Source organism: Streptomyces sp. NPDC107528, assembly GCF_055639295.1.
Genome location: NZ_JBVKAV010000006.1, coordinates 422,383 through 437,658 on the forward strand (window position 1 = coordinate 422,383; position 15,276 = coordinate 437,658).

The window sequence follows — 15,276 nt, forward strand, 5'->3', positions numbered from 1 at the left end:
GAACAACCCCGGATGCGGAAGATACTCGTCGTCGGAGCCGGCCAGTCCGGACTCCAGATCGCCCTCGGACTCCAGTCGAACGGGTACGAGGTCACCCTGATGTCCAACCGGACGGCGGACGAGATCCGCTCCGGCCGGGTCATGTCCACGCAGTGCATGTTCCACACGGCACTCCAGCACGAGCGCGATCTCCAGCTGAACTTCTGGGAGTCCCAGGCCCCGAAGATCGAGGGACTCGGCGTCTCGGTGGCGGCCCCCGGCTCCTGGGGCGAGGGCCCCGCGGCGCGGGCGATCGACTGGCTGGGACGCCTCGACGGCTTCGCGCAGTCGGTCGACCAGCGGGTGAAGATGGCCGGCTGGATGGAGACGTTCGCACAGCGCGGCGGCCAGCTCGTCATCCATGGCGCGGCGGTCGGCGACCTCGACTACTTCTCCCGTACGTACGACCTGGTGCTGGTGTCGGCCGGCAAGGGCGAGCTCGTCCAGATGTTCGGGCGGGACGCCGAGCGGTCGCCGTACAGCGAGCCGCAGCGCGCGCTCGCCGTGGCGTACGTCCACGGCCTGGGCCCGCGTCCGGAGCACCCGGACACCGAAGGCGTCCGCTGCAACCTCGTCCCCGGCGTCGGCGAGCTGTTCGTCATGCCCACCCTGACGACCTCCGGGCGCGCGGACATCCTGTTCTGGGAGGGCATACCCGGCGGGCCGCTCGACGTCTTCCAGGACGTGAAGGACCCGGCGGAGCACCTCTCCCTGACCCTGGAACTCATGGAGAAGTACGTGCCGTGGGAGTACGCCCGGGCGACCAAGGTCGAGCTCACCGACGCGGGCGGCACGCTGAGCGGCCGGTACGCGCCGACCGTGCGCAACCCCGTCGGGCAGCTTCCCGGCGGCGGGCTCGTGCTGGGTGTGGCCGATGTCGTGGTGGCCAACGACCCGATCACCGGACAGGGCTCCAACTCCGCGTCCAAGTGCGCCGCCGCCTATCTCTCCTCGATCCTGGAGCACGGGGACAAGGAGTTCGACGAGGCGTGGATGCGCGCCACCTTCGACCGGTACTGGGCCACCGCGCAGCACGTCACCAAGTGGACGAACGCGATGCTGGCGCCGCCGCCGGAGCACATCCTCAACCTCATCGGGGCGGCCGGGCAGTTGCCGCCGGTGGCCGATCGGTTCGCCAACGGGTTCAATGATCCGGCCGACTTTGAGAACTTCTTTTATGAGCCGGAGAAGACCGGGGCTTATCTCGCGGAGGTTTCCGGGGGCTGACCTCGGGACGTACCGCACCCAGGAGCGGGTTCGACGCGATCGGGGAGACCTTGATCTTCTCGCCGGGGCGCGGGGCCTGGATCACCTTGCCCTTGCCGACGTACATGGCCACGTGTGTGGCGTCCGGGAAGTAGACGACCAGGTCGCCCGGGCGCAGTTCGGTCAGGGGGATGCGGTCGAGCCGCGCCCACTGCTCCTGGCTGGTGCGGGGGATCCGGGTGCCGGCGTGGGCCCAGGCCTCGGATGTCAGGCCCGAGCAGTCGTATGACTTCGGGCCTTCCGCGCCCCACTTGTACGGCTTGCCGAGCTGCTTCCTGGCGTAGCGGATCGCACGGTTGGCCTCGGAGGACGGTTTGTGGTCCTCCTTGGCCAGTTCGCCGGATGCCATGAGGTCTTTCTGGGCTTCGGTGACGCTCTTCTTCTCGAACTCGGCCAGGGCGGTGAGCTGGTCGGCGGTCAGGGACGCGAGGAGCTCCTCGACCTTCTTGAGCCGCTTGTGTACGGCGTCCCTGTTCTTCCTCTGGCGTTCCGCCAGCACGAGTTGGTGGTCCAGGGCCTCGCGGGCCTTGCGGGCCAGTTCGTCGGCCTTGTGTTCCGTGCCGGTCAGCCGGCCGACCGTTTCGGCGCGCTCGCGTGCCAGCAGGCCGATGACGTGGCCCTGGTCCAGGGCGTGCTGGGGGTCACGGGCCAGGAGCAGGCGCACGTACGGGGAGATGTCGGTGGTGTTCTGGTACTGCTGGCGGGCCAGGCGGCCGGCCGCGCCCCTGCTGTCGTGCAGCGAGAGTCGGGCGCGGGACAGGGCGGTGTCCAGGCGGGTGACCTCGGTGCGCTGCTTCTTGAGCTTCTCCTCGGTCGCGTTGTAGGTCTCCGTCGCCTTCTCGGTCTCGAGGTAGAGACGCTGAAGGTCTGTCAGGAGACGTGCCGTGGATTGCTCTTGCGGGTCGGCGGCGGGCTCGGGCGCCGCCATCGCGGGTGCGGACGCGGCTGCCGACGCGAGGATCGTCGCGGTCGCCGTTGCCGCCGACACCGCCGTCGTGCGGACCCGATGCAGCAGCCTTCGCCTTCCTGACACGCCATCACCTCCGGTGCGGAGAAGGGTTCTGCTCCGTACCGTGAGCATCGGGCGGGGGAGGCCGGTTCGCGCGGTAGGTGTGCGCGGCTCGGCTCAGTCACTTCACTCGTTCGAGTCGTGTGGCTTGCTCTGCGGCGTGGTGTCTGGCTTGGACCAGGGCCAGTTCAGGCGGCGGCTGTGCTTGCCCTCGGGGTCGTACTCGTACTTCCAGCGCTGGGAGAGGCGCACGCGGGCGCCCGGTGTGCGGGGTACGCGGCGGTAGACGAGGACCGTGGGCTCGCCGCCGTGCGGGTCGGGGACGGGGATGCGGTACGTCTTGGGCGGGTGGCCCGTGATGCCCAGCAGTACGGGCAGGACCCGGCCGTCCATCGGGCCGCCCTCGAAGGGGGTGTCTTCGCTCTTCACGGCACCAGTCTCAGCTATCCGCGGTCGGCTGCCCGGCGGAGGGCTCGGCGTACTGCTCGGCCTCCTGCTCCGCCAGGTTCTCGGCCAGGGCGGCGGTCTGGGGGTCTCGGCCCGCGGTGACGGAGAGCGCGGCCACGAACTGCTCCACCAGCCAGTCCCGTAGTTCCTCCACGGGGGGCTGCTTGCCCTCGTCCAGCCAGATGAGCGAGGCCGCCTCGACCGCGGTGATCCACATCCGGACGGTCATGCGGAGGAGGCGGCTCGGGTCGGAGATGCCCAGGTGGCGGAGGATGTGCTCCGCCGCGGCGCGGCGTACGCCGTCGACGATGGCGGTCGTCCGGGACGTCTCCACCACGCTGCCGCCCTGGAGCAGGGCGCTGAAGCCGGCGTCGTGCTGGTCCACGAAGGTCAGATAGCGGTCGAGGGCGCGGGACAGGCGGGGGACGAGGGGGCCTTCGCGGGGTTCGTCGAAGCAGTGCTGCAGTTCTTCGGCGGCGGAGCGCAGGGCTGCCTCGTAGAGCTGTTGCTTGCCGCCGGGGAAGTAGCGGTACACCAGGGGGCGGGAGACGCCGGCCGCCTCTGCCACGTCGTCCAGGGAGACGTCCTCGGGGGCTCGGTGGGCGAAGAGCGTGAGGGCGGCGTTGAGGAGTTGGGAGCGGCGCTCCTCGACGCTCAGGCGGCGGTAGGCGGGGGTGGGGGCCGAGGGCGTCATGACCAGCAGGGTAGTCGCCGGGGTGGGCGGGGATGCCTGCGGCGGCCCGTCGCCGTCCGGTCGGGGTGCGCGTCGCGCCTGCGCGGACACCCCCGGCACGTCCCCCGACCCGCCGTACGCGGGTGCGCCTACGCCAGTAGGCCCGATGACCTCCACAGGCGGCGGCCCGCTCCGCGCAGTACTCCTATGTCGTCCAGGAAGTCCGTCAGGCGTTTTGCTCCGGTCTGCATGACCTCGCGGCGGTGGGCGCTGGCCTTGACCTGGGCCATGGCCTCTCGCTTGTCCAGGCCTACGTTCGTGTAGACCTCGGGGTTGACGAAGGCCACGGAGAACACGCGGGCGAACTCGCCGGAGGTTATTCGGGTGAACTCCTGGGACCACCTCGGGGCCGTCACCATCTGGCGGCGCAGTTCCTCACGGGCGTAGCGGACGTGGCGGGCCTCCTCGACCACGTGGATGCGGGTCACGCCCCGGACCAGGGGCTGGACGCGCTCGTCCGGGAAGGTCAGGCGCTGCATCCAGTCGAGGACCTCCTCGCCGAGGAGGGTGGCCGTGAAGGAGCCGGGGGTGGTGGAGATCGTCTTGAAGAGGCGGCCCAGGTTCTGGTGTGCGCGGCTGACGGGGTACCAGGGTGTGTCGCCGTGGGAGATCAGGCGGGCGAACATCTTGGAGTGGCGGCACTCGTCCTCGATTTCGGTGAGTGCGTAGCGGACGTGTGCGCTCGTTGCCGCCTTGTCGTAGATGTGGCGGACCAGGAGCTGCATGAGGATGATCTCGAACCAGATGCCCAGGGAGGCGAGGGCCGCCGCCTCGTGCTGGGAGAGGAGGACGCGCTGTTCCTCGCTCATGCGCTTCCACAGCGGGGTGTCGTAGAGCGAGACCAGCTCGGGGGGCCAAAACCACTTGCCCTCCTCGTAGGGCGCGTCCCAGTCCAGTTCCTTGTCGGGGTCGAAGGAGTGCTTGGCGGAAGAGGCGAGCAGCCGCTCGGCCACCTGCTCGCGGTCCTTGAGCAGGCCGAGTGCGTCGCGCAGTCCGTCGACCGCGTCGGCTTCCGTCAGGGTCGTCATCGGTCTCTCACCTCTGTTACCCGGGGGTACGTCGTCCGACTGTTATGAGACTGCCTGTCAGCAAGCTCGTCAATCCCTTGCGCAGGACTTGTTGACCCCGCGTCTATCGCGTGTGAGCCTGCGAGGCATGCCGACTTACGACCTGTACGCCACGGATCCGGGGGAATCGATCTGGCAGGTGCCGGCGTCCGGCGCGGCCCGTTTCAGCTGGGAGTACGACGGCGGGCGTGACCGGCTTCTGGCCCTGTACCAGAAGGGCAAGGACAAGCAGTGGGACGGGCAACTGCGGATCGACTGGGAGCTGGAGGTCGATCCGTACGACGCGCTCGGTACGCCGGACGAGTCGATGGCGCTCTACGGGACGCCGTACTGGGCCAAGATGAGCGAGCGGGAGAAGGGCGAGCTGCGCAAGCACTACGCCTCCTGGCAGTTCAGTCAGTTCCTCCACGGCGAGCAGGGCGCGATGATCTGCGCCGCGCGGATCGTGGAGTCGGTGCCGGACATGGACGCGAAGTTCTACTCGGCCACGCAGACCATGGACGAGGCGCGGCACGCCGAGATCTACGGGCGCTTTCTGCACGAGAAGATCGGGATGCTCTATCCGATCAACAACAATCTGCAGTCGCTGTTGGGTGACACGCTGCGGGACAGTCGCTGGGACATGCCCTACCTCGGGATGCAGGTGCTGATCGAGGGGCTCGCGCTGGCCGCCTTCGGGATGATCCGGGACACCACCGACAAGCCCTTGCCCAAGCAGATCCTGGCCTATGTGATGCAGGACGAGGCGCGGCACGTGGCCTTCGGGCGTATGGCGCTTCGGGACTACTACAAGCAGTTGAGCGAGGCCGAGCTCCGGGAGCGTGAGGAGTTCGTCATCGAGGGCTGCTATCTGATGCGGGACCGGCTGCGGGGTGTCGAGGTCCTGGAGAACTTCGGCATTCCGAAGGGCGAGGCCGAGCAGATCAGTGAGCGGTCCGAGTTTCTGCAGTTGTTCCGGCGGCTGCTCTTCTCGCGCATCGTTCCCTGCGTCAAGGACATCGGGCTGTGGGGCGAGCGCCTTCAGCAGGCCTATGTGGACATGGGGGTGTTCGAGATGGGGGACTCGAATCTGGACCTGCTGATGGCTCAGGACGAGGAGATCGCCGAGAAGCTCGACGCCGAGCGGTTCGCGGCGGAGGAGCGGGAGCGGGTCGCGGAGGTCGAGGACGCGATCGAGGCGGGGGCGGAGACCGGTCCGTCCCAGACCGGTCCGTCCCAGACCGCTCCGTCCCAGACCGGTCCGTCCCAGACCGGTCCGTCCCAGACCGGTCCGTCGCGGACCGGTCTGTCCTAGACCGAGCAGCCCAGGCCGTCCGGCACCTCGCCGAGCAGCGGCTTCGCCCCCTGCGGCGGGAACGAGGTGCGCAGGGTGAAGGCGTAGGGAGTCGGGCCGTTCGTGCGCAGGTGCAGAAGCCGGGACTCGGCCTCCGCGACCGTCGGGCGGTGGTTCGCGGGGACCCACCACAGGGTCACCATCGCCTCCTGCACCTTTTCGAACCACTCGCGGCGGCGGGCCAGCATCTCGCGGTGGCGGCCCTGGTACATGTACGCGGTCAGCGCGTTCGTGTCCCGCCACACCGACATGTTGATGATCAGCCACTCGTCGCCGAAGACGAGCACGTCCGTCGCGTCCCCCGTCTCGCCCTCCAGCCGCCACACGAAACCGTCGGCGGCGTCCGCGTCGGCGTTCACCGGGTCGAGGCTGTCGACGAAGTCCTTCAACTGCGGGGAGTCCAGCGGGGCCTTGAGGCGGGCGATGTTGACCTGGGCGAGTTCGTAGGCGGCTTCCGGGGTCGCTGATGTCGTCATGGACCGAACGATAGGTCGGGTGGAGTGGAGGGCGCAGCGGGTGTCTCAGTGGGTGGGCACGGTCGTCGCCTACGTCAACTGTCGTCGGGTGAGGGCGACTTCAGTACCGCCTCCATCACCGCCCGCGCGATCGGCGCCGCGTCCCCGCCGCCGCTGATCTCGCCCCGGTCGGCGTCCGCGTCCTCCACCACCACGGCGACGGCGACCTTGGGCTCCAGGTCGGTGTCGCCCTGCGCCCAGGACACGAACCATGCGTACGGCGTACCGGAGTTGCCGAGACCGTGCTGGGCCGTGCCCGTCTTGCCGCCCACCGTCGCGCCGGGGATCCAGGCGTTGGTGCCGGTGCCCTCGCGGACCACGTCCACCATGAGCTGTTTGAGGAGGACGGCGGTCGACGGGCGCATGGCCTGCCGCATCGGGCGGGACCCGGCCGTCGAGACCGTGGAGCCGCCCGCCCTGGTCGTGCGTTCCACCAGGTAGGGCGAACGCACCTGGCCGCCGTTCGCCACGGCCGCCGCGACCATTGCCATCTGCAGGGGCGTGGCGCGGGTGTTGTACTGGCCGATCGAGGACAGGGCGAGCTGGGCCTTGTCGACCTTGGTGTCGAAGGTGCTCTCGGCGACCGAGTAGGGGATCTTTAGGTTCGGGTCGTTGAAGCCGAAGGCGCCCGCGGTCGCCGCCATCCGGTCCACGCCGACCGTGACGCCCAGCTTGGCGAACACCGTGTTGCACGACCACTCGAAGGCCTTGCGCAGCGGTGCGTTCCGGCAGCCCTTGGACTCGTTCGTGAGCGAGGTCCTGGTGCCCGGGAGGGTGTACGGCTCCGGGGAGTCGGTGCGGTCGTCCAGGTCCTCGACCACGCCCGAGTCCAGGGCCGCCGCCGCGGTCATCACCTTGAAGGTCGAACCCGGCGGATATGTCTTGCGCACCGCCCGGTTCAGCATCGGCTTGTCGGCGTCGCGGTTCAGGGTCGACCAGGACCTGGCCACCGCTGAGCGGTTACCGGAAAGGACCGACGGGTCGTACGACGGGGCGGACACCAGGGCCAGGATCCGGCCCGTCGACGGTTCGATGGCAGCCACCGCGCCCTTGCGGCCGGCGAGGCCCTCGTACGCCGCCTCCTGCGCCGCCTTGCGGAGCGTGGTGACGACATTGCCGCCGGGGTTGCGGTCGCGCACGGCGACGCCGTTCCACAGCGGGAACGGCGTCAGCAGCGGGTTCGTGCCCGCCAGGACCCCGTCCTCGGTGTGCTCCAGCAGCGTCGTGCCGTACACCTGCGAGGCGAAGCCGGTGACGGGGGCGTACATCGGGCCGTTCGTGTACGTCCGTTCGTAGCGGAGGTGCTCGCCGGTGTCCCGGGATCCGGTGACCGGGGCGCCGTCGACCAGGATGTCCCCGCGCGGTTGCCCGTAACGGGCGATCGTGGTGCGGCGGTTGGCGATGTTGTCGTCGTAGGACGGCGCCTCGAAGACCTGGATGCGGGCGGCGTTCACGAGCAGCGCGATCAGCAGCAGAGCGCAGAAGAAGGCGGCGTGCCGGATGTGCCGGGTCATCGGGCGGCCTCCGCGGTGGCACCGGGTTCCGTCGGCACGGGGGCCTCCTCGCTCTTGGGGACGCCGAGGCGGCTGCGTGCCCGGTCGCTCAGCCGGATCAGCAGCGCCACGATCGCCCAGTTGGTGACCACCGACGAGCCCCCCTGCGCGAGGAACGGCATCGCCATGCCGGTCAGCGGGATCAGGCCCGTCACCCCGCCGGCGATCACGAACACCTGGAGCGCCACGATCGAGGCGAGCCCCACCGCGAGCAGCCGCCCGAAGGGGTCGCGCAGGGCGAGGCCCGCCCGGTAGCCGCGCTCCACCAGCAGGCCGTACAGGAGGAAGATCGCGGACAGGCCCGCCAGGCCCAGTTCCTCCCCGGCCGTCGCCAGGATGAAGTCGGACTTGGCCGCGAAGCCGATCAGGATCGAGTGGCCGAGGCCCAGGCCGGTGCCGAGCATGCCGCCCGCCGCGAAGGCGAACAGTGACTGGGACAGCTGGTTCGGGCCCTCGCCCGCCTCGATCGACGCGAACGGATGCTGCCAGTCCTCGACCCTGCCGTGCACATGCGGCTCCAACTGCCCGACGGCCACCGCGCCGAGCGCCGCGAGCAGCAGGCCGAGCGCGATCCAGCCGGTGCGGCCGGTGGCGACGTAGAGAAGGACCACGAACAGGCCGAAGAACAACAGCGAGGTGCCCAGGTCGCGTTCGAGGACCAGGACGCCCACGCTCAGCAGCCAGATGGCGACGATCGGGCCGAGGACGCGCCCGGTGGGCAGTTGCAGCCGGTTGACGCCGAAGACACGGCGGCCCGTGTATGCCAGCGCGCTGCGGTTGGCGGCCAGGTACGCCGCGAAGAACACCGCGAGCAGCACCTTCGCGAACTCGCCGGGCTGGATGGAGAATCCGGCGATCCGGATCCAGATGCGGGCGCCGTTCACGGACGGAAAGAAGATCGGGAGGGTGAGGAGGATGAGCGCGGCCACGACGCACACATAGGAGTAGCGCTGGAGCACCCGGTGGTCGCGCAGCAGGAGGACGACCACGATGAACAGGGCCACCCCCAGCGTGGACCACACGAGTTGGGCGGGCGCCGCCCGGTCGTCCGGTGTCTCCAGGTCGAGCCGGTAGATCAGGACCAGGCCGAGGCCGTTGAGCAACACGCCGATCGGCAGCAGCAGCGGGTCGGCGCAGGGGGCGCGCAGGCGCACCGCCAGATGTGCGACCAGGGCGAGCACGCCGAGCCCGGCGCCGTAGCCCGCGGCGCCGGGCGGGACGGTGCCGTTCTTGGCGAGGCCGACCGCGCAGTAGCCGTACACGGAGAGCAGGACGGCCACCACGATGAGGGCCAGTTCGATGCCACGGCGCCGGGGGAGACGTGCGGCGGGAGCGGGCGCGTCCGCTGCCACCAGGGTGGATCCGGCCTTGGTCATGTCCGGAACTTACCCAATTAGTCCGTCTTGTGTGCCTTATGGCTCAGCACCAGCGTGGCTTGGGTCCGATGGAGCGAGGAGGGGGCGAGGAGGGGGCGAGGAGGGGGCGATGAGGGGGCGCCCTGTCCGCGATCGCTCCTAGCGGAGCGTCAGCGTCGCCACGGCTCCGCCGTCCGCCGAATTGGTGAACGTCAGCCGCGCGCCGAGCACCTCCGCCTGCCCCAGCGCGATGGTCAGCCCCAGTCCGTGCCCCTTGGACCCGCCCTCAGTACGGAAGCGCTGCGGCCCGTGCGCGACGAGGTACTCCGGATAGCCCACGCCGTGGTCCCGCACGGTCACCACGGGACCGTCCACCGTCAGGACGACCGGCCCGCGCCCGTGCTTGTGCGCGTTCGCCACCAGATTCCCCAACACCCGCTCCAACCGCCGCCGGTCGGTCTCCACCACGGCGTCCCGCACGACGACGACCTCGGTCCCGGTCCCGGACGCCCGCACCACCCGCTCGGCCAACGCGCCCAGCGGCTCGGAGTCCGGCTCCGACCGCTCGCGTCCGCTGTCCAGCCGTGAGATCTCCAGCAGATCCTCGGTCAGCGTGCGCAGCGCCGCCACCCGGTCCTGCACCAACTCCGTCGGGCGCCCCGCCGGCAGCAGCTCGGCCGCCGCGTGCAGCCCGGTCAGCGGCGTACGCAGTTCGTGCGCCACGTCCGCCGTGAACCGCTGCTCGGCGAGCAGCTTGATCTGCAGCGAGGACGCCATGGAGTCCAGAGCGGCGGCGACGGAGGCCACCTCGTCCTGCGGCCGGGTCGGATCCTTCGTACGGGGATCGTCGACCCGTGCGTCCAGGTCGCCCCCGCTGATCCGCCGGGCCACCCGGGCCGTGGCGTGCAGCCGGCGCGTCACCCGCGTCACCGCGAACACGCCCACCAGCACCGTCGCCCCGATCGCCAGCGCCGACGACCACACGATCGCCCGGTCCAGCCCCTCGATGGTGCGGGCCTGCTGCGAGTAGTCGACCTCGACCGCGAGGGCACGCTCGCCGTCGGCGGGGCCGGCCGCCCACATCGTCGGGCGCCCCCGGTGGTCGGCGACCATCGTGCCGCGCTCCCCGGCCACCGCCAGCTCCCGCAGGGACTCGGGCAGCTCCGGTGGATCCAGGCCGACGCCGGTCGGGAGGGTGTCCCCGGCCTCGAACGCGGTCGTCGCGTCCTCCAGCCGGGACAGCGCCTGGTCGCGGGCCTGGCCGACGGTCTGGTTCGTCACCGAGACGTGCACGAGGATGCCGAGCAGCGCGGCGAGCGCGCAGCACATCACCGTGATGAAGAGGGCCGCCTTCACGGCGAGCGGACCGGCCCACTGCGGGAGTCCGAGTCTCATGGGGTGCTCGCCGACGGGGTGGCGGACGGGGAGAGGGAAGGCGACGCGGAGCGTGAGGGGGAGGGGCGGGGCGTCTTCTTGCCCGGCCCGGTGCGCAGCATCTCGTCGTGCGTGAGCAGCATCGCCTTCTGGTCCGCGTCCCAGGTCCACTGCAGCCGGTACTCGTACCCGGCGACCTCGGACGGCGAGCGTATGATCACCGACCGCCCGGCCAGCTCGACGCCGCTGATGGCGTCGTCCCAGGCCATCACCTGCACGAGCCGGTGCTTCTCCACGGTGTAGACGCGCACCGCGGTGGTCTTGCCCGGCATCAGCCGGAAGCCCAGCGTCAGCTCGGGGCGCCCGTCGCCGGTCAGATCCCGGTAGTACGGCCGCAGCACCGGGCACTTGCCGCGCCCGGCGCCCTCGTCGCAGTCGGCCATCAGCCTGCCGGTCTCGCGGTACATCGCGTCCTTGCCGCTGTACTCGTCCCGGTGGGCGGCGATCTCCTGGCGTACGACCGCCACGGGCTGCACGTCGCGGATGTCGCCCTTGGGGAGGTCGATGCCCTTCACGACCTCCCTGTTCACCTCGCCGACGACGTAGGCGGGGCTGGACGCCGGCGTCAGCTTCGGCCACAGCTTGTCCGGGCTCACCGCGACCTCGGTCGGGCCCGCGCCCTGGAGCCCCCCGGCATCACCACAGGCGGTCGCGGCCGCCAGCAGCAGGGCGACGAGCACGACGAGGCGCGCGGGGCGGCTGCGGGGCACGGTTCTCCTGGGGATCGAGTGGTGGTCGGCCCATACACACTATTCGGACGGAAGTCCTTTTTGCGCATGCGGTGGGCGGACGGGCGAAACGATTACTCGGCGAGCTCCTCAAGGAGCCGGGCGGTCGACAGTCCGGCGCGGAGGTAGTCGACGAACAGCTCGTTGTGCAGGGCCCACGGAGAGCGGCGGGAGCGTATCAGCCGGATCGCCTGCTCGGCGGAGTGACTCCGGCGCACCAAGGCGTGGGCGATGACGAGCCCCGAGCGGTTGTAGCCGTGGTAGCAGCGGACGAGGACCCTGCGGCCCCCGTCCAGCGCCTCGCACGCGGCCTCGGCCAGGCGTATCACCCCCGCGAGCTGGGTGCCGTCCAGCGGTCCGTCGGGGATGGGCCACACGTGGTGCTCCACGCCGGCGTCGGGCCCGTGGCCGGGCAGGCGCAGCAGAGTCTGTACGAGATCGAACTCGTCCCGTACGACGGCGAACTCCACTTGGCCCGACTGCCCCCGGAACTCGTGACCGCCCATCCACAGGCCGGGCACGATCTCGCTCCACGGTCTGTCCGGAGCCGGTACGTCGGGTTGCTTCCTGCGGGTACGCAACGGCGCCTCCCCAACACCCGTCGAGGGGGTCTGCCCAACTCCTCTCAAAGGTAACCGGGTTCTTGCACGCGCAGCACCCCGCCTGTTCCCATGGTCAGTGGGGTGATGGTGCATGAGCGGACTGCGCGTCATACCGACCTGGCGGCACGGCCAGGAGCGGCTCTACGTCTGCCTCACGGACGGGCGGAACATCGCCTGGTACGACCGTGAGGCGGCCCGGATCAACCTGCTCAGCGACGACCGCCGGGAGGATGTGCTGGAGGCGCTCGGGCCCTTCGTCACCGGCCCGGTGACGGTGGGGCCGCCCCCCGTCCCCACGCCCGCCGAGCTGGCCCGGCTGACCCTGCATCCGGACGACGACCTGGCGCCCAACCGTCCCGGCGAGGCGCTCCTGGTCTCGCTCGACCGGGATCCCGGTCCCGCCCACCGACTGAGCCGTCCCGACCCCCGCCGCCGGGCGCTGGCGGCGGAGCAGACGGTCGGGGAGGCGCTGGACCGGCTGGACGGCGCGGGCTGGCACACGCTGCACTCCGTGCCGCTGCCCGGCGGCGACCGTATCCATCACCTCGTGGTCGGCCCCGGCGGGCTGTTCGCGCTGCACACTCTGCACGCCCGCAAGCAGAAGGTGACCGTCGCCGACCCGATGGTCACCGTCGGCCGCCGTGACTCCCACCCCCTGCTCCGCCGCGTCCGTGCAGACGCCGACCGTGCGTCCTACGCCCTCACCGCCGAGGTCCACCCGGTCCTCGCCCTGGTCGCCCCGTCCGACGTGACCATCACCGGGCCCCTCCGGGAGGTCCGCGTCGTCACGGACACAGAGGTGGCAGGGCTGGCCCGGACGGGCGGGGTGCTGAAGCCGGCGGACGTGGAGGCGCTGCATGCGATGGCTCGGGACCGGGGGGTGTGGCTTGCCGCCGGCTGAGTGGTGGGGCGGCTGCCGCGGGCCTTGCTATGGGCCGCCGCCCCCAGACCCCCGCTTCGGCCCTGAACGGGCCTCGTACTCAAACGCCGGACGGGCTGGAATGCCTGGACCGGCGTCGAGAGGGGCAGGCCGTCAAACCCCCCGGCGCTGGAAACTCAGCCCCTCCGGCGTGTGAGGAGCGGCGGTCCAGGGGGCGGAGCCCCTTGGCGGGTCGAAGGGGCGGCGCCCCTTCGAGGACGGGACGGGTAGGGGCGGCGGGGACGAGGAGAGTCACGGCAACGACCCCGCACCGTCCCCGTCGAGAAGCGGAGCCAGGAGGTCGCCGTACTCCTCCAGACGCGCAGCCAGATCCGGCGCGAGGATCGTCAACCCGTCGGGCGAGCGGCAGCCCTCCACCTCCTCCCACGTCACCGGCGCGGACACGGCCGGCTCACGCCGAGCGCGCAGCGTGTACGGCGTGGCCGTCGTCTTGCGGGCAGCGTTCTGGCTCCAGTCCACGAACACCTTGCCGGGCCGCAGACTCTTCGTCATCCGGTGCAGCGCCAGCCGGGGCATGGCCTTCTCGGCCGCCACGGCGAGCTCCTTGGCGTACTCGGTGGCCCGCTCGGACGAGGCGGGATGGATCGCCGCGGCGAGATGCAGCCCTTTCGAGCCGGACGTCTTGGCATATGCCTCGATGCCGTCCGCCGCCAGCCGTTCCCGCAGCCAGAGCGCCACCTCGCAGCACTCGACGACCCCGGCGGGAGAACCGGGGTCGAGGTCGAAGACCAGCCGGTCGGCTTCACCCGGTGCCCCGATCACCCACTGGGGCGTATGGAACTCGGTGACGAGGTTGGCCGCCCACATCAGACTCGCGAGGTCCTGCACGAACACCATGCGGGCCGGCCCCTCGACACGAGGGACCTCGGCCGTGGTGACCCACTCGGGAGTGCCCGGCGGAACGTTCTTGGTGAAGAACACCTGGCCGTCCGGACCGTCGGGGTACCGCAGGAAGGACACCGGCCGATCCCGCAGATGCGGCAGCAGGGCGTCGGCCGTGGTGGCGTAGTAGTGCAGCAGCTCGCCCTTGGTGAAGCCGGTCGCCGGATACAGCACCTTGTCCAGATTGCTGAGCGCCAGCCGTCGCCCCTCCACCTCTGTGATCGGCGTCATACGATGAGAATTCCAGAAAATGTGAGGGATGTCCGGGTGATCCTGGCAAAACGATCGAAAGGGTGCTGCACGTGCGATCCATCTGGAACGGCGCCATCTCGTTCGGCCTGGTCAGCATCCCGATCAAGCTGGTGAACGCCACGGAGAACCGCTCGATCGCCTTCCGTCAGATCCACACGGAGGACGGCGGCCGTATCCGCTACCGCAAGGTCTGCGAACTGGAGGACCGCGAGGTCACCCAGGCCGAGATCGGCAAGGGCTACGAGGACGCGGACGGCACGATCATCCCGATCACGGACGAGGACCTGTCCCACCTGCCGCTCCCGACCGCGAAGACGATCGAGATCGTGGCGTTCGTGCCGGCCGACCGCATCGACCCCCTCCAGATGGACAGCGCGTACTACCTCGCCGCGGGCGGCGCACCCGCGGCCAAGCCGTACACCCTGCTGCGGGAGGCGCTGAAACGGAGCCAGAAGGTGGCGATCGCCAAATACGCCCTCCGCGGCCGTGAACGCCTGGGCATGCTGCGCGTGGTCGAGGACGCCATCGCCATGCACGGACTGTTGTGGCCGGACGAGGTCCGGGCCCCGGAGGGCGTCGCGCCGGACGCGCACGTCACCGTGAACGACAAGGAGCTGGACCTCGCGGACGCCCTGATGGACACCCTCGGCGAGATCGAGCTCGACGAACTGCACGACGAGTACCGCGAGGCCCTGGAGGAGGTCGTCGCCGCGAAGGCGGCCGGCGAGGCCCCGCCTCAGACACCCGAACCGGCGAAGTCCGGCAAGGTCCTCGACCTGATGGCGGCCCTGGAGAAGAGTGTGCGGGCGGCGAAGGAGTCGCGCGGCGAAGAGCCGGGGGAGGCGGAGGTCAGACCCCTGCCCCAGCGCAAGACGGCCCGCGCGGCCCCCAAGCAGGCGGCCGGCAAGAAGTCGACGGCCGCGGCCAAGAAGGCGGCGGCCAAGAAGACCGCGTCGTCGGCGTCGGCCAAGAAGTCGACCGCGAAGACGGCCCAGGGCGCGAAGAAGACAGCGGCCAAGTCGACCACGGCGAAGAGCACCGCCAAGAGCACCGCGAAGAAGACCGCGGCCAAGAAGACGGCGTCGCGCAAGCGCACGGCATGAAGTGGATTGCCGCGGCGC

At 70.5% G+C, this 15,276-nt stretch carries 15 protein-coding genes; 4 read left to right on the top strand and 11 right to left on the bottom strand.

Annotated features, from left to right (window positions below):
* Positions 1–12 precede the first annotated feature (12 nt).
* Positions 13–1,266: a styrene monooxygenase/indole monooxygenase family protein gene (locus ACZ7L5_RS21745; RefSeq protein ID WP_363035416.1), complete on the top strand. Its 1,254-nt coding sequence runs from the start codon at positions 13–15 to the stop codon at positions 1,264–1,266.
* On the opposite strand, the gene ACZ7L5_RS21750 is transcribed toward ACZ7L5_RS21745, so the two are convergent.
* From ACZ7L5_RS21750 to ACZ7L5_RS21765, 4 genes are all read right to left on the bottom strand, one after another.
* Positions 1,184–2,338, bottom strand: coding sequence for a C40 family peptidase (locus ACZ7L5_RS21750; protein ID WP_471518391.1), 1,155 nt, complete (start codon positions 2,336–2,338; stop codon positions 1,184–1,186). The genes ACZ7L5_RS21745 and ACZ7L5_RS21750 overlap by 83 nt on opposite strands.
* A gap of 102 nt (positions 2,339–2,440) precedes the next feature.
* The gene (locus ACZ7L5_RS21755) at positions 2,441–2,743 is read right to left on the bottom strand and encodes a hypothetical protein (protein WP_471518392.1); all 303 of its coding nucleotides are present in this window, start codon (positions 2,741–2,743) and stop codon (positions 2,441–2,443) included.
* Positions 2,744–2,753: 10 nt separating this feature from the next.
* On the bottom strand, positions 2,754–3,455 hold the full coding sequence (locus tag ACZ7L5_RS21760) for a TetR/AcrR family transcriptional regulator (protein WP_471518393.1): 702 nt from the start codon (positions 3,453–3,455) through the stop codon (positions 2,754–2,756).
* 128 nt (positions 3,456–3,583) lie between these two features.
* The gene (locus ACZ7L5_RS21765; RefSeq protein WP_328423484.1) at positions 3,584–4,522 is read right to left on the bottom strand and encodes an AurF N-oxygenase family protein; all 939 of its coding nucleotides are present in this window, start codon (positions 4,520–4,522) and stop codon (positions 3,584–3,586) included.
* Between the two features lie 127 nt (positions 4,523–4,649).
* Between ACZ7L5_RS21765 and ACZ7L5_RS21770 the strand changes: the two genes are divergently transcribed.
* Entirely contained in the window at positions 4,650–5,855 is a 1,206-nt protein-coding gene (locus ACZ7L5_RS21770; RefSeq protein ID WP_471518394.1) for a ferritin-like domain-containing protein, read from the top strand.
* Here the strand turns inward: ACZ7L5_RS21770 and ACZ7L5_RS21775 are convergent.
* From ACZ7L5_RS21775 to ACZ7L5_RS21800, 6 genes are all read right to left on the bottom strand, one after another.
* On the bottom strand, positions 5,852–6,370 hold the full coding sequence (locus tag ACZ7L5_RS21775; RefSeq protein WP_471518395.1) for a DUF3291 domain-containing protein: 519 nt from the start codon (positions 6,368–6,370) through the stop codon (positions 5,852–5,854). The two genes, ACZ7L5_RS21770 and ACZ7L5_RS21775, sit on opposite strands and share 4 nt — an antisense overlap.
* 74 nt (positions 6,371–6,444) lie before the next feature.
* The gene (locus ACZ7L5_RS21780; RefSeq protein WP_471518396.1) at positions 6,445–7,923 is read right to left on the bottom strand and encodes a penicillin-binding transpeptidase domain-containing protein; all 1,479 of its coding nucleotides are present in this window, start codon (positions 7,921–7,923) and stop codon (positions 6,445–6,447) included.
* Positions 7,920–9,338, bottom strand: a complete 1,419-nt coding sequence (locus ACZ7L5_RS21785; protein ID WP_471518397.1) for an FtsW/RodA/SpoVE family cell cycle protein — start codon at positions 9,336–9,338, stop codon at positions 7,920–7,922. Before ACZ7L5_RS21785 ends, ACZ7L5_RS21780 begins: the two co-directional genes overlap by 4 nt.
* Positions 9,339–9,476: 138 nt before the next feature.
* Positions 9,477–10,712 carry a HAMP domain-containing sensor histidine kinase gene (locus tag ACZ7L5_RS21790; protein ID WP_328879334.1) on the bottom strand — a complete coding sequence of 412 codons (1,236 nt, stop codon included), beginning with the start codon at positions 10,710–10,712 and terminating at the stop codon, positions 9,477–9,479.
* Positions 10,709–11,461, bottom strand: coding sequence for a hypothetical protein (locus tag ACZ7L5_RS21795; RefSeq protein WP_471518398.1), 753 nt, complete (start codon positions 11,459–11,461; stop codon positions 10,709–10,711). The genes ACZ7L5_RS21790 and ACZ7L5_RS21795 overlap by 4 nt, the downstream gene beginning before the upstream one ends.
* Positions 11,462–11,553: 92 nt before the next feature.
* The gene (locus tag ACZ7L5_RS21800; RefSeq protein ID WP_471518399.1) at positions 11,554–12,060 is read right to left on the bottom strand and encodes a protein-tyrosine phosphatase family protein; all 507 of its coding nucleotides are present in this window, start codon (positions 12,058–12,060) and stop codon (positions 11,554–11,556) included.
* 112 nt (positions 12,061–12,172) lie between these two features.
* Here ACZ7L5_RS21800 and ACZ7L5_RS21805 point away from each other — a divergent pair, with 112 nt between their 5' ends.
* A complete protein-coding gene (locus ACZ7L5_RS21805) occupies positions 12,173–12,982 on the top strand; it encodes a nuclease-related domain-containing protein (protein WP_471518400.1) in 810 nt (269 codons plus the stop codon).
* A 270-nt stretch (positions 12,983–13,252) separates the two neighbouring features.
* Here ACZ7L5_RS21805 and ligD read toward each other — a convergent pair whose 3' ends face one another.
* Positions 13,253–14,134: a non-homologous end-joining DNA ligase gene (gene ligD / locus ACZ7L5_RS21810; RefSeq protein WP_471518401.1), complete on the bottom strand. Its 882-nt coding sequence runs from the start codon at positions 14,132–14,134 to the stop codon at positions 13,253–13,255.
* Between the two features lie 71 nt (positions 14,135–14,205).
* Between ligD and ku the strand changes: the two genes are divergently transcribed.
* Positions 14,206–15,258, top strand: a complete 1,053-nt coding sequence (gene ku / locus ACZ7L5_RS21815; protein WP_471518402.1) for a non-homologous end joining protein Ku — start codon at positions 14,206–14,208, stop codon at positions 15,256–15,258.
* Positions 15,259–15,276 lie beyond the last annotated feature (18 nt).

Excerpts from the sequence above, each read along its gene's own strand:
- ACZ7L5_RS21785 (WP_471518397.1), bottom strand. The coding sequence starts at position 9,338 with ATGACCAAGGCCGGATCCACCCTGGTGGCAGCGGACGCGCCCGCTCCC.
- ACZ7L5_RS21760 (WP_471518393.1), bottom strand. The coding sequence starts at position 3,455 with ATGACGCCCTCGGCCCCCACCCCCGCCTACCGCCGCCTGAGCGTCGAG.
- ACZ7L5_RS21745 (WP_363035416.1), top strand. The coding sequence starts at position 13 with ATGCGGAAGATACTCGTCGTCGGAGCCGGCCAGTCCGGACTCCAGATC.
- ligD (WP_471518401.1), bottom strand. The coding sequence starts at position 14,134 with ATGACGCCGATCACAGAGGTGGAGGGGCGACGGCTGGCGCTCAGCAAT.
- ACZ7L5_RS21805 (WP_471518400.1), top strand. The coding sequence starts at position 12,173 with ATGAGCGGACTGCGCGTCATACCGACCTGGCGGCACGGCCAGGAGCGG.
- ACZ7L5_RS21775 (WP_471518395.1), bottom strand. The coding sequence starts at position 6,370 with ATGACGACATCAGCGACCCCGGAAGCCGCCTACGAACTCGCCCAGGTC.
- ACZ7L5_RS21765 (WP_328423484.1), bottom strand. The coding sequence starts at position 4,522 with ATGACGACCCTGACGGAAGCCGACGCGGTCGACGGACTGCGCGACGCA.
- ACZ7L5_RS21770 (WP_471518394.1), top strand. The coding sequence starts at position 4,650 with ATGCCGACTTACGACCTGTACGCCACGGATCCGGGGGAATCGATCTGG.
- ACZ7L5_RS21780 (WP_471518396.1), bottom strand. The coding sequence starts at position 7,923 with ATGACCCGGCACATCCGGCACGCCGCCTTCTTCTGCGCTCTGCTGCTG.
- ACZ7L5_RS21790 (WP_328879334.1), bottom strand. The coding sequence starts at position 10,712 with ATGAGACTCGGACTCCCGCAGTGGGCCGGTCCGCTCGCCGTGAAGGCG.